The sequence below is a fragment of the Janthinobacterium sp. GW823-FHT06H09 genome (assembly GCF_058794735.1).
Window position 1 is genome coordinate 87,902 of record NZ_JBXAHC010000005.1, and the last position, 12,438, is coordinate 100,339.

Annotated in this window: 11 protein-coding genes; 4 read left to right on the plus strand and 7 right to left on the minus strand. The window is 63.5% G+C overall.

What is annotated here, in order from left to right; genetic code table 11:
• Nucleotides 1-156 precede the first annotated feature (156 nt).
• A complete protein-coding gene (locus AC1Q6X_RS09555; protein ID WP_492496616.1) occupies nucleotides 157-3,753 on the plus strand; it encodes an indolepyruvate ferredoxin oxidoreductase family protein in 3,597 nt (1,198 codons plus the stop codon).
• A gap of 31 nt (nucleotides 3,754-3,784) precedes the next feature.
• Here AC1Q6X_RS09555 and AC1Q6X_RS09560 read toward each other — a convergent pair whose 3' ends face one another.
• Nucleotides 3,785-4,795 carry a substrate-binding domain-containing protein gene (locus AC1Q6X_RS09560; protein ID WP_230504166.1) on the minus strand — a complete coding sequence of 337 codons (1,011 nt, stop codon included), beginning with the start codon at nucleotides 4,793-4,795 and terminating at the stop codon, nucleotides 3,785-3,787.
• Nucleotides 4,796-5,230: 435 nt separating this feature from the next.
• On the opposite strand from AC1Q6X_RS09560, the gene AC1Q6X_RS09565 reads away from it, so the two are divergent.
• Nucleotides 5,231-5,563 carry a hypothetical protein gene (locus AC1Q6X_RS09565; protein WP_070219120.1) on the plus strand — a complete coding sequence of 111 codons (333 nt, stop codon included), beginning with the start codon at nucleotides 5,231-5,233 and terminating at the stop codon, nucleotides 5,561-5,563.
• 6 nt (nucleotides 5,564-5,569) lie between these two features.
• On the opposite strand, the gene AC1Q6X_RS09570 is transcribed toward AC1Q6X_RS09565, so the two are convergent.
• Nucleotides 5,570-6,613 (minus strand): MBL fold metallo-hydrolase, encoded by a 1,044-nt coding sequence (locus AC1Q6X_RS09570; RefSeq protein ID WP_492496619.1) that lies wholly within the window; start codon nucleotides 6,611-6,613, stop codon nucleotides 5,570-5,572.
• Between the two features lie 151 nt (nucleotides 6,614-6,764).
• Between AC1Q6X_RS09570 and AC1Q6X_RS09575 the strand changes: the two genes are divergently transcribed.
• On the plus strand, nucleotides 6,765-7,388 hold the full coding sequence (locus AC1Q6X_RS09575; RefSeq protein ID WP_070219059.1) for a TetR/AcrR family transcriptional regulator: 624 nt from the start codon (nucleotides 6,765-6,767) through the stop codon (nucleotides 7,386-7,388).
• Here AC1Q6X_RS09575 and AC1Q6X_RS09580 read toward each other — a convergent pair.
• Complete coding sequence (locus AC1Q6X_RS09580; RefSeq protein ID WP_492496621.1) at nucleotides 7,361-8,470, minus strand: WD40/YVTN/BNR-like repeat-containing protein; 1,110 nt, start codon at nucleotides 8,468-8,470, stop codon at nucleotides 7,361-7,363. The two genes, AC1Q6X_RS09575 and AC1Q6X_RS09580, sit on opposite strands and share 28 nt — an antisense overlap.
• A gap of 2 nt (nucleotides 8,471-8,472) precedes the next feature.
• A complete protein-coding gene (locus AC1Q6X_RS09585) occupies nucleotides 8,473-8,742 on the minus strand; it encodes a MoaD/ThiS family protein (RefSeq protein WP_409027413.1) in 270 nt (89 codons plus the stop codon).
• Nucleotides 8,743-8,844: 102 nt separating this feature from the next.
• On the opposite strand from AC1Q6X_RS09585, the gene AC1Q6X_RS09590 reads away from it, so the two are divergent.
• Nucleotides 8,845-9,156, plus strand: a complete 312-nt coding sequence (locus tag AC1Q6X_RS09590) for a hypothetical protein (protein WP_070219056.1) — start codon at nucleotides 8,845-8,847, stop codon at nucleotides 9,154-9,156.
• An 18-nt stretch (nucleotides 9,157-9,174) separates the two neighbouring features.
• On the opposite strand, the gene AC1Q6X_RS09595 is transcribed toward AC1Q6X_RS09590, so the two are convergent.
• The 3 genes from AC1Q6X_RS09595 to AC1Q6X_RS09605 form a co-directional block, all read right to left on the minus strand.
• The gene (locus tag AC1Q6X_RS09595; protein ID WP_492496624.1) at nucleotides 9,175-10,851 is read right to left on the minus strand and encodes an outer membrane protein assembly factor BamB family protein; all 1,677 of its coding nucleotides are present in this window, start codon (nucleotides 10,849-10,851) and stop codon (nucleotides 9,175-9,177) included.
• A 116-nt stretch (nucleotides 10,852-10,967) separates the two neighbouring features.
• Nucleotides 10,968-11,270, minus strand: a complete 303-nt coding sequence (locus AC1Q6X_RS09600) for a 2Fe-2S iron-sulfur cluster-binding protein (RefSeq protein WP_409027415.1) — start codon at nucleotides 11,268-11,270, stop codon at nucleotides 10,968-10,970.
• A 16-nt stretch (nucleotides 11,271-11,286) separates the two neighbouring features.
• Nucleotides 11,287-12,435: a Gfo/Idh/MocA family protein gene (locus tag AC1Q6X_RS09605; RefSeq protein WP_492496627.1), complete on the minus strand. Its 1,149-nt coding sequence runs from the start codon at nucleotides 12,433-12,435 to the stop codon at nucleotides 11,287-11,289.
• Nucleotides 12,436-12,438: the final 3 nt, after the last annotated feature.

Consider the following 12,438-nt stretch of genomic DNA (forward strand, 5'->3'; position numbering starts at 1 on the left):
CTTCCTCACGGTCGTTCTACACTGACCACATTAACTATTTTAAATTTAAACTAGTTATGTGCCGCCCACACGCGGCCATCCCGTCTGCACAGTACGCGCCTTACCGGGCGCGTCCCTGGTACAGCCGATATCTGAAACACCCTTTTGGAGACAGCCATGTCCGTGACCACGGAAAACGGCTCCGCAGCGTTCGCTAGAAACGCCGGTGCCGCGCCATCTACGCCCCCCGACACTTCCCGTTTGACCACCGTCAGCCTCGACGACAAATACACGGCCACTTCCGGCGCCATCTTTCTGTCCGGCATCCAGGCCCTCGTGCGTCTGCCCATGATGCAGCGCCTGCGCGACCAGGCTGCCGGCCTGAACACGGCCGGTTTCATTTCCGGCTACCGCGGTTCGCCCCTGGGCGGCCTCGACGAAAACCTGTGGAAAGCGAAAAAGCAGCTGGAAGCGCACCACGTGCAGTTCGTGCCCGGCGTCAACGAAGACTTGGCCGCCACGGCCGTCTGGGGTTCGCAGCAGGTCGACCTGATCGGCCCGGCCAAGTACGACGGCGTGTTCGCCATGTGGTACGGCAAGGGTCCGGGCGTGGACCGCTGCGGCGATGTCTTCAAGCACATGAACCATGCTGGCACGGCCAAACTGGGCGGCGTGCTGCTGGTGGCCGGCGACGACCATGGCGCATACTCATCGACTCTGCCGCACCAGTCCGACCATTTGTTCTCCGCCTCGATGATCCCCGTCCTGTATCCATGCAATGTGCAGGAATACCTGGACCTGGGCATCCACGGCTGGGCCATGTCGCGCTTTTCAGGCTGCACGGTGGCCTTCAAGGCCCTGGCCGACACGGTCGAATCGTCGGCGTCCATCGACGCCGACCCGTTCCGCGTGGAAGTCAAGATTCCGCAGGACTTCGTCATGCCCGAAGGCGGCCTGAACGCGCGCCTGTCGAGCATCCCGCTGGGCCAGCAGGCGCGCAACCAGGAAGCGCTGATGCAGGACTACAAGATCTATGCGGCCCTGGCCTACGCGCGCGAAAACAAGCTCAACCATACGACCATAGACAGTCCGAACGCCAAGCTGGGCATCATCGCCTCCGGCAAATCCTACCTGGACGTGCTCGAAGCGCTGGAAGAGCTGGGCATCGACGAGCAGATGGCGGCCAATGTCGGCATGCGCCTGTTCAAGGTGGCCATGCCGTGGCCGCTGGAACCGGATAGCGTGCGCGAATTTGCGCAAGGTCTCGATGAAATTCTCGTCGTCGAAGAGAAGCGGCAAATCGTCGAATACCAGCTCAAGGAACAGCTGTACAACTGGCGCGACGACGTGCGCCCTAGAGTCATCGGCAAGTTCGACGAAAAAGGCGAATGGGTGGCGCCGCGCGGCGAATGGCTGCTGACCTCGAAGGCGGATTTTTCCGTCTCGCAAGTGGCGCGTGTCATCGCCAGCCGCATCGCGCGCCTGATTTCCGATCCCGTCACCTGCGACCTGATCAAGGCGAGACTCAGCTTCCTCGACGCCAAGGATGCGGTATTGAAAAAGGCCGTGAATACGCCGTTCCGCCCCGCGTTCTACTGCTCCGGCTGCCCGCACAATACCTCGACCAAGGTGCCGGACGGCAGCCTGGCGCTGGCCGGCATCGGCTGCCACGTGATGGCGACCTCGATCTATCCGGAAATGAACAAGCTGACCACGCACATGGGCGGCGAAGGCGCGCCGTGGATCGGCCAGGCCGCGTTCTCGGAATTGCCGCATGTGTTCCAGAACCTCGGCGACGGCACCTACTTTCATTCGGGCTACCTGGCCATCCGCGCCGCGCAGGCGGCCAAGGTCAACATCACCTACAAGATTCTGTACAACGACGCCGTCGCCATGACGGGCGGCCAGCCCGTGGACGGCCTCATCACCGTACCCATGATGGCGCAGCAGGTGGCGGCCGAAGGCATCGCCCGCATCGCGCTGGTCACGGAGGATTTGAGCCGCTACAGCGACCGCAGCAACCTGCCCGCCCACCTCACCTTGCACGACCGCAAGGACATGGATGCCGTGCAGCGCGAATTGCGCGAAGTACCCGGCGTGTCCGTGCTGATCTACGACCAGACCTGCGCGGCCGAGAAACGCCGTCGCCGTAAAAAAGGAGAGTATCCCGATTTGCCGAAACGCATGGTCATCAACGACGCCGTCTGCGAAGGCTGCGGCGACTGCGGCGTGCAGTCGAACTGCGTGTCGATCTTGCCGAAGGAAACGGAATTTGGCCGCAAGCGCACCATCGACCAATCGTCGTGCAACAAGGATTACTCGTGCGCCAAGGGTTTCTGCCCCAGCTTCGTCACCGTCGAAGGCGGCAGCCTGAAGAAAACCAAGACGGGTTCAAGTAAAGCAGGCGAGACGGACAACTTCGGTCCGCTGCCGGAACCTGTATTACCCGATTGCGACGCGCCGTACAACATCCTGATCAACGGCATCGGCGGCACGGGCGTCATCACCGTGGGCGCGCTGATGGGCATGGCCGCCCACCTGGAAGGCAAGGGCGCGTCCGTGCTGGACATGACGGGCATGTCGCAAAAGAACGGTTCCGTCACCTCGCACGTGAAAATCGCCAAGTCCCCGGCGCACATCCGCGCGCAGCGCATCGCCACGGGCGAAGCGGACCTGATCCTGGGCTGCGACATGCTGACGGCCGGCGCGCAGGATGCCGTGTCGAAAATGCGTCCTGGCCGCAGCCTGGCCGTCGTCAACCTGCACGAGCAACCGCCGGGCACGTTTGCGCAAAATGCGGACTGGCAATATCCAGCGGCGGAAGTGCGCCAGCTGATCGAGGAATCCGTGGGCGGCGCGGACGCGGCCGACTTCATCAACGCGACGAAATTGGCCACCGCGCTGATGGGCGACTCGATCGCCGCCAACCTGTTCATGCTCGGCTACGCCTGGCAAAAGGGCCGCATTCCGTTGACGGAGGCGGCCCTGCTGCGCGCCATCGAATTGAATGGCGTGGGGATCGAATCGAACAAGAAAAGCTTTTTGTGGGGCCGCCGCGCCGCCGTCGACGTGCGCCGTGTCACGCAAATCGCCACGCCGGCGCAAGCGATCATCGTGCAAATGCCGCAAAGCCTCGATAGCGTCATCAAAAAGCGCGTGGAGTTTCTCACCGCGTATCAAAACGCCGCGTATGCGGATGGTTATGCCACCCTGGTGAAACAGGTGCGCGACCGTGAAAACACCCTGGGACTGGGCCAGAAGCTGTCGACGGCCGTCGCCAGGAGCTATTTCAAGTTGCTGGCCTACAAGGACGAGTATGAAGTGGCGCGTTTGTACACGGATGGGCGTTTCGTCGAGCAGTTGCAGCAGCAGTTCGAGGGTAATTTCTCCGTGAAATTCAACCTGGCGCCGCCGCTGTTTGCCAAGAAAGATGCGAAGGGGCATCTGGTGAAAGCGGAGTTCGGTTCCTGGATGTGGCGCGCCTTCCAGCTGCTGGCCAAAGCAAAAGGCTTGCGCGGCGGCACCTTCGACGTCTTCGGTTATACGGCCGAGCGCAAGATGGAACGCGCGCTGATCGTCGAATACCGCGAACTGCTGGCCGGACTGCTGGTGAACCTGACGGCGGACAACCTTGGTACCTGTGTGGAACTGGCATCCTTGCCCGAGAAAATCCGCGGCTTCGGCCACGTCAAGGAAGCGGCCGTCGATACTTACCGCAAGGACAAGGCGAGGTTGCTGGCCGTGCTGGCGGATGGAAGCAAGCACGCGGCATAAAAGACAACGCAGAGCCTCGGCTCTGCGTTTTTTATTCCGGACAGCGCCCCACGGTCGCCCCCGGCAACAGCACCGGTTGCCAGATTTCCTGCAGCCGTTCCGGCGGCGTGCCGGCCAGCAAAGATTGCAGCATCTCGACCATCTTGGCGCCGGCGCGGCGCAGGTCGGGCTGGTCGATGGTGGTGACGTTGATGCCGATCAAAGTATCTTCCACATTGCCCCAGACGATGACGGAGATCTCCTTGCCGATCTCGATGCCCGCATCCATCAGCGCGCGCACCACGCCCACGCCGGACAGGTGGTTGTCGACGATGACGGCCGTGGGACGGGGCGAGCAGGCCAGCAATTGCTGCATGGCCTGATAACCGCTGCGGCGATCAAAAGTATTGTTGAGCAGATAGGTGGGATCGACCGGCAGGCCCGCCTGCGCCATGCAGCGGATAAAGCTTTCCTTGCGCTCGTAAGCAAAGTGCAAGTCCAGCGGCGCGCTCAGCAAGGCGATGCGCTGGTGGCCATGCGCCGCCAGGAAAGACACGGCCAGGTCGATGCCCGTGTCGTTGTCGTAGTCAAAATACGCATACGGCGCGTCGATGCGCGTGCGGCCGTTCGCGACAAAGGGAAAGCCCACTTTCGTCAAATACGCGATGCGCTCGTCGACCACCTTGGTGCGGCCCACCACGAGGCCATCGACCTGGCGCCCGCGCACCATGTTTTCATATGACGGCTGTTCGTTCTGCGGCGACACGGGGGCGATGATCAAGCTCATCTTCGACGCTTCGACGGCGTCCGACATGCCATTCACGACGGAAAGGAAGACGCTGTCGCCCAGGTCGCTGGGCAGCAGCGGATAGATCATGCCGAGCACATTCGTGCGGCCGACGGCCAGGCTGCGCGCCAGGGGGTTGGGCCGGTAGCCAACTTTCTTGGCGGCGGCCAGGACGATTTCACGGGTGCGGGAATTGACTTCCGGATAGCCGTTCAACGCCCTGCTGACTGTCGTTTTCGACATGCCGAGGGCAATTGCGAGGCTCTTGAGATTCATGTTAACTACCTGTCTGTATGGCAAAAGAAACCAACTCTGACCGTCCATTATAGCCCAGAGCGCCAAACAGGCGGCACATGACCGTGCGCCAACATGGTAGAAAAACAACAACTTATTGGATTTTTAAAAATTGTCTTTTGAAAAACAAGCGTGTTTACCGCGTCAGCAGCATGGCATGATGAATGGCACACAAACAATTGCTGTTATCGATAGCGTGTACTTACTTTATTCTCTATCGCGCCACGTGCGGCATGCCGCTTCGGCACGGCATAGCGCGCACGATAAGATTATCAAGAAAACATAATTCACTGGAACTGTGCGAGAATTTATCCTACTCTTGACTAAGGTAAAGATTGCCTGCAGACATGCCGCAGCCCCTGGCCTGCATTCTTCCTCTTGTGTACACGCCTGGGCATACTTTCAAAGGTGAACAATGTGGTATCGCTAACGTCCGTCAACAATCTGCAAGCCTCGCTGGCCACGGCGCAGCGCCGGGTCGAACAAGGCCAGAACCAGGTACAGCGCGACAGCGAACAGCTGGCGCAAAGCCGCCAGTTGCTGGCGCGGGAGCAGGAATCGCTGAGCCAGACCCAGCGCAGCAGCCAGCAAGCGCAGGCCGATGCCCCGGCCGCCATCAAGGCGCCGCAGCTGGACCAGGCGATCAAGGTAGCCGTGCCGCAACAAGCAGCCCCCGCCGCACCGAAAAGCACGCCCCAGCTGAACGGCTATGGCCAGACCCTGGGACGTCTGATCGATGTGACGGCTTAAGCCAGCTTACTTCGCCATCTCCTCTTCCAGCATCGCCAGCCACCACTTTTCCCCCTTCTTCGGCTGCGCCAGGTCGACCGCCTCGCCCATCTGCGGCGTGGCCAGGTTGACGCCCTGCCTGGCCGCCAGTCCCGTGATGCGGTCGAACGGTTCGTGCCAGGCGTGCAGGCCCAGGTCGAAGGTGCCGTTGTGCACGGGCATGAGCCACTTGCCGCGCAAGTCCAGGTGCGCTTGCAGGGTTTCCTCCGGCTGCATGTGCACGTCCGGCCACAGCTTGTCGTAGGCACCCGTCTCGATCATGGTCACGTCGAACGGGCCGTACTTGTCGCCGATCTGCTTGAAACCGTCGAAATAGCCGGAGTCGCCACTGAAAAACACGCGCACCTCGGGCGCGTCGATGACCCACGACGCCCACAGGGTTTGATTGCTGTCAAACAAGCCCCGTCCCGAGAAATGCTGCGATGGCGTGGCGACGAGTTTCACGCCCGCAATCGTCGTCCCCTGCCACCAGTCGAACTGCTGCACCTTGTCCTTCGGCACGCCCCATTCGACCAAGGTGTCGCCCACGCCCAGCGGCGCGACGAAGTGTTCGGTCTTGGCGGCCAGTTGCAGCACGGCGGCATGGTCGAGGTGGTCGTAATGGTTATGCGACAGGATGATGGCCTTGATCGGCGGCAAGTCGGCGATGCTGATGGGCGGCTGGTGGAAACGTTTGGGTCCCGCCCACTGCACCGGTGAGGCGCGCTCGGAAAACACGGGGTCGGTAAGGAAGAATTCGTTATTCAGTTTCAGCAGCAGGGTCGAATGGCCGAGGCGAAACAGGCTATTGTCCGGCGCGGCCAGCAGTTGCGCCCGGGTCAGCGCTTGCACGGGCACAGCCGCAGCCGGTACCGTGCTGTCGGGCTTATCAAAGAGAAATGTCCACATCAGCTTGAGCGTTGCCGCCGTGCCCAGCTTGTGCATTTGCACGGGATTGCGGAACTTGCCTTCGAGGCGTTGCGGTGATTCGGTCGGCGCGACGGGCGCGGCGCACAAGGTGCAAGAACTCATGATGATCAGAACTCCCAAGAATAAGATGCGGTACATATGCAGCCCGGTCAATAAAATACAAGGATTAAATTACACTACACAGTGTAGTTCCTATTTCTGGCAAAGTAAACCAGGAGGTGTAAAATATTGTTTTCAAAGGAGATTTTCAGCCATGGCCGCACCGCAACGCCTCACCGACCGCAAGCGCGTCGCCATCGTCGATGCCGCCATCGCCGAGTTCCGCGAGCACGGTTTCGATGCGACCAGCATGGACAAGATCGCCGCCACGGCCGCCGTGTCCAAGCGCACCGTGTACAACCATTTCCCCAGCAAGGACGAGCTGTTCGCGGAAATCCTGCAGCGCATGTGGGAAAGCAGCATGGCCCAGCCCGCCGTGCCCTATGTGGCCGACCAGCCGCTGCGCCCGCAAGTGCTGGCCCTGGTCGAGCAGAAGATGGCCTTGCTGTGCGATCCGGCCTTCATCGACCTGGCGCGCGTGATCTTTGGCGAAACCATCCACTCGCCCGAGCGCGCGCAAGCGATGGTGGCGCGCCTGAATGAAAAGGAAACGGGCCTGAATATCTGGATCCGCGCGGCGCAGCAAGACGGACGCATCAAGGCGGGCGAGACGCTGGAAGTGGGACACCTGCTGATGGCTCCATTGAAGACCTTTGCCTTCTGGCCACAGATCACCCTCGGTGAACCGCTGCTGAGCCCGGCACGCCAGCGCGAAGTGACGGCACTGGCCGTCGATATCTTCCTGTGCTATTACGGCGTGGCAAAACAGACGGCATAAACGGGCGGCAAGTGGGCAGACAGCGTCTGCCAATGTTCGCCCTCGTCGCCCGAATACCAGGCGCCGCCCGTCGTCGACGCCATCAATAAACTGCGCCCGTCGTCGGCCAGCGCCAGCCCGTGGCGGTAGATGAGGTCGTAGCAATGCTGCTGCGGCAATCCCGCGCGCAACACTTCAAACGTTTTCCCGCCGTCGCGCGTGCGCGTCACGGCCAGCGCGCCATCGATGGGTATGCGCAGCACGTCCGCCTGCGCCGGCACGAACCAGGCCGTGTCGCCATCGCGCGGATGCACGGCCACGGCAAAGCCGAAATGCGACAGCGGCGCCGTCGTCACTTCCTGCCAGTGCCAGCCCGCGTCAAGCGAGCGCCAGATACCGTTATGGTGCTGGCACCACAACGCGTCCGGCGTGCCGGCGCTGCGCACGATGCGGTGCGGGTCTTGCACGGCCTCGTTTTCATCGAGTTCGGGCGGCATGTAGTCGGCGCGCATGCCCGTCGCGCTCAAGGCCCAGCTGGCGCCGCCATCAGCCGTTTGCCACACGCCGCCGCAAGATACGCCGACCAGCACGGTATTGCTGTCGCGCGGGTCGACGCAGATGCTGTGGATGCCGGGCACGTCGTAGCCGCCGCCAAACCACTGCGCCCGCTGCGGCACGTTCCACAACGCTTCCACCAGTTGCCAGCTGTCGCCGCGGTCGCTGGAACGGAACAGGCCGCCAGGTAAAGTCCCTGCCCACAGCACGCCGGGCTGGTCCGCGCCGCCGGCCGCCAGCGACCAGATCTGCCGCACCGTCCAGTCCACGCTATCGCTGCTGCCCTCGGGCTTGGCGGTATAGGCGGGCACGGCGACTTCCTGCCACGCGCCGGCGCCCGCGTCGAGACGGTGCAGCTTGGCGCCGAAGTGGCCCAGGTTCAGGGCCGCGTACACGGTGCCGTCGCGGCCATCGTGCAACAGCATGGAAACGGGATCGCCGGCAAACTGCACCAGCGCCAGCTGCCAGGCGCCGGCCGCATCGACATCGAACCGGAACAGCCCCTTGCGGGTGCCGAGATACGCGCGCTGCGCCCTGCCTGGTCCCATGATTAACCTCCGGAAAGTGCCTGCAAGATATAAACTTGGCTGTCGGGCCGCAAGGCGTCGTCCAGCACGCTGCGCTCGCGGCAGCGCACGCCGTCGATGAAGATCACCACATTGGGACGCAACGCGCCCTGTTCGTCGAGCACGTAGCCGCGCAGGCGCGGCTGCTGGGCAAAGACGCTGTCCAAGGCGGCACGCAGGCGTGGCGCGGACACGTCCACCGAGGGGACTTTCAGGAAGCGTGCCAGTTGTTGGGTAAAATGCAAGTGCGCCATGCTGCCTTCGACGTCATCGACCTGGACTCATTCTAGTCCGATTCGCCGACGATGCAACGGCGATACCGCTAAAATAGCGGCAAGCACACAAGGAGGCCAGGCATGACGATTACCCCGGAAGAACTAGCGGTGCTGATGCAGGAAGTGGAAGTGGCCGATCCCATCGATTTTGCCGACCTGCCCTTCAACGAGCAGGAATTGCGCGGACTGATCGCCAACCACCTGTGCGAGATGGCCGACGCCATGGAAAGTTTCAGCCCGGAAGACCGCAACCTGGCCCTGCTGGCCGTGGCGGCCAAGCTGGTGCTGGAAAACCTCGTATTGCACGTGCAGTTGCTGCGCCGCCACGGCTTGCCCGTCAGCGACGGCGTGGAAGCGCTGCTGCAGCGTTTGAAGAACCCGGGCAAGCCCTGACTACGGCGCGGCAAGCCGCTATTGCAGGTTGATGGCGGTCAACACCATGCTGCTGCCAGGTAAATCCGTGCCTTGGCGGATGTACAGCACGCCATGCCGCGACAGCGCCAGGCTGCCGCCCATGCGGTAGGTCCAGACGGTCTTGCGGCTGGCCAGGTCGATCGCATAGGTATTGTTGCGCCCGCCAACAAACAGCAGATTGCCGGTGACGATCAGATCGCCGCCAAAATACCCATCAAGGGCCGTATCCAGGGGCCAGCGCCATAGGAGCGCACCGTCAGCGAGCTGGCGTGCTTCGAGCGCCTGACCGGCCTGGTTGCCCACGTACACGACGCCCCGCGCCACCACTGGCTGCGTGCTGAACTGCCCCTGCACCGTCCAGCGCACGGCGCGGCTATCCACGTCAACCAGGCTCAAGCTGTTATCCGCCGCCTCGCCGGCCAGCGGTCGCTGATTGAGCACCAGCACGCTGCCCGCCTCGGCCAGCACGGGCGCCTGGCGCAGGCTGCTCTTGTTCAAGCCGCCCAGCACCTGGCCCGGCACCGCCACGCTGAAGCGCGTCGTGCCATCGGCGATATTGAACGCCGTCAATGCCCCTGCCGCATGGCTGTACACCGTGCTCGCATTGACGGCGGGTGTCCACTCATCAACATTGCCCAGCTTGGACAAGCCCAGGCTGGCAGACCAGCGTGTCTGGCCCGTCGCCGCACCGATGGCACTCACGTCGTTATTCCCGCCCAGGTAGACATTGCCGTCCAAAAAGGTGGGCGCCGTCGCCAGGGAAACACCCAGCAGTGCGCCATTCGTATTCGGCGGACGCACGCCGAGCGGCACGCCACCAGCAAGCGCGTCAAAGACATACACGGTATCGCTGCCCGCCATGGCCAGCTTGCCGCCCGACACGGCCGGCGCGCCCAGGTAACCGTCCGACGTGAGCGACTGGGTCCAGCGCGCCTGGCTGTCGCTCTCGCTGAGCGCCGTCACCGTCGACGTGGTCACATATTTGCTGCTGCCGTCCGCCGGCGCGGCGGACTGCTGGCTGACATACACGAGGCCGTTGGCCGTCACCACGGGACTGCCGACGACCGCGCGCGGGGAGCTCGCGCCCAGCCAGGTCCAGCGGCGCGTGAAGCGGCGGCTGTCGAAGGTGGCCGGCACCAGGCCCGTATGCGCGGCATTGCCATTCACGCCTTCCCAGTCGTCCACGCCGGGCAGGGCTTGCAAGGCGCCCATGCTGCCGGCGAGCGGCGCGACAATGACCTTGTAATCCATGCTTTCCGTCTTGTACAGGCCTACCGTGGCGGGCAAGGACAGCTCGATCTTGCCCGTGTACTCGCCGGGAAGCAGGCCAGGCACCGTTTTGAACGTCAGCCGCCAGCTGCCATCGGCCTGCTTCTGGCGGTCGGCCGCCTGCAGCACGAGCGCCGTGCCGCTGGCGGGTTTTTCCTGCGGCTGGGGACGCGCATCGCTCACGCCATCGGCCAGGCGCACTGTCACGCGAATATCATCGCAGGTGGCGCCAGGCTGGGCAGTACAGCTGCCGCTCACCTCCGCCAGCGTCATGCCGGGTTTTTCCTGCAAGCCAGGCGGCACGCCAACGGCGCTGCCGGAACCGCCGCCACAGGCGGACAAGGTAGTCATGATGGCCAACGCCAATGCGGCGGCCTGCCACAACGAAGGGAATAATGTGCGCATGCAATGTCCATGTTGAGGTTTCATTTCCTCCCCAATGGAGGTGTGCTGGAAACCTGGACTGAATGTTATAGCATGAGAAACATTGTTAAAATCTAACAGATACTCACAACAACGCTTTACTTGCGCACGGCGCGCGCCTGGATGGTGATATCGCTTTCGGCCACGGCCACGCAGGGCAGGATGTAGCCGTCGAGCCGTTCATCGGGGCTGATGCCGGGCCAGTCCACCGTGTAGCGGATCTTTCCTTCGGGCATGTGACAAATGCACGTGCGGCACGTGCCGTTGCGGCAGGAACTGAGCAGGCGGATGCCGGCCAGCTCGGCGGCGGCCAGCACGGTGGTGCCCGCCTCGGCCCGGAATTGCCAGCCTTGCGGGACGATGGTGACGGTAAAGGTGGGGATGGTGAGGGGCGCGCTCATGCGCCCAGTGTAACAGTCAGCTTGCCAGGGTCGTCCAGCGCCCCCCTCCCGCATGGCTGCGCAGCACGGCCTCCGCAAAGGCCAGGCCCGCCACGCCATCGGCCACCGTCGGCAGCCAGCGCGCCGCTTCCGGTATCGGCGTCCCCGCCTGCAGGGCGCGAATGGCCAGGGCCGCATCCAAGTACAACTGGGCGAACGCTTCCAGGTAACCCTCCGGATGGCCGGCCGGCACGCGCGTGGCGTGGCGCGCGGCGGCGCTGTCGACCCGGCCCGGACGCAGCAGCTGGCGGTTGCCGCCCTGCGGCGTGAACCATAACGCGTTCGGCTGTTCCTGGTCAAAGTCCAGCTGCGCCTTGCTGCCGAACAGGCGCAATCGCACCGTGTTTTCGCAACCGGTCGCCACCTGGCTGGCCCACAAGGTGCCCTTGGCTCCGTTGGCATAGCGCAGCATCACCTGCACGTGGTCGTCCAGGGTGCGGTGCGGAACAAAAGTCGACAGTTCCGCCAGCACGGCATGCGGCGTCAAGCCGCTGACGAACTGCGCCAGGTGATACGCGTGCAAGCCCACGTCGAGCAGGGTGCCGCCCGGCCCCGCTTTCAGCGGGTCGTTGTGCCAGTTGCCTTCGCTCATGCCGCCGGCAGCAATCGAATCGGCCAGCCAGTCCTGTGAATATTCCACCTGCACGAGGCGCAGCTCGCCGATCTCGCCCGCCTCGACCATGGCTTTCGCGTGGCGCAGCAGCGGATAACCACTGTAGGTATGCGTGAGCGCAAACAGCAGATTTTTCTGCTTGGCCAGCGCCGCCAGCGCCTGGCCTTCCGCCAGCGAGATGCCCAGCGGCTTGTCGCAGATCACGTGGATGCCCGCTTCCAGGAACGCCGTGGCGACGGGCGCGTGCAGGTGGTTCGGCGTGACGATGGCCACCGCCTCGATACCGTCCGCGCGCGCGCTTTCGGCCTGGGCCATGGCGCGGTAATCGCTGTAGCAACGGTCGGGCGCCAGGTGCAGCGCCGCGCCGCTGTCGCGCGCGCGCTGCGGGTCGGACGACAGGGCGCCCGCCACCAGTTCGTACTGGTCGTCGATGCGCGCCGCGATGCGGTGCACGGCGCCGATGAATGCGCCCTGCCCGCCCCCTACCATGCCCAGCCGTAAGCGTCGCTGCATGTC

Coding starts and splice junctions, on each gene's coding strand:
- AC1Q6X_RS09555 (WP_492496616.1), top strand. CDS start 157: ATGTCCGTGACCACGGAAAACGGCTCCGCAGCGTTCGCTAGAAACGCC.
- AC1Q6X_RS09560 (WP_230504166.1), bottom strand. CDS start 4,795: ATGAATCTCAAGAGCCTCGCAATTGCCCTCGGCATGTCGAAAACGACA.
- AC1Q6X_RS09570 (WP_492496619.1), bottom strand. CDS start 6,613: ATGAGTTCTTGCACCTTGTGCGCCGCGCCCGTCGCGCCGACCGAATCA.
- AC1Q6X_RS09575 (WP_070219059.1), top strand. CDS start 6,765: ATGGCCGCACCGCAACGCCTCACCGACCGCAAGCGCGTCGCCATCGTC.
- AC1Q6X_RS09580 (WP_492496621.1), bottom strand. CDS start 8,470: ATGGGACCAGGCAGGGCGCAGCGCGCGTATCTCGGCACCCGCAAGGGG.
- AC1Q6X_RS09585 (WP_409027413.1), bottom strand. CDS start 8,742: ATGGCGCACTTGCATTTTACCCAACAACTGGCACGCTTCCTGAAAGTC.
- AC1Q6X_RS09590 (WP_070219056.1), top strand. CDS start 8,845: ATGACGATTACCCCGGAAGAACTAGCGGTGCTGATGCAGGAAGTGGAA.
- AC1Q6X_RS09595 (WP_492496624.1), bottom strand. CDS start 10,851: ATGCGCACATTATTCCCTTCGTTGTGGCAGGCCGCCGCATTGGCGTTG.
- AC1Q6X_RS09600 (WP_409027415.1), bottom strand. CDS start 11,270: ATGAGCGCGCCCCTCACCATCCCCACCTTTACCGTCACCATCGTCCCG.
- AC1Q6X_RS09605 (WP_492496627.1), bottom strand. CDS start 12,435: ATGCAGCGACGCTTACGGCTGGGCATGGTAGGGGGCGGGCAGGGCGCA.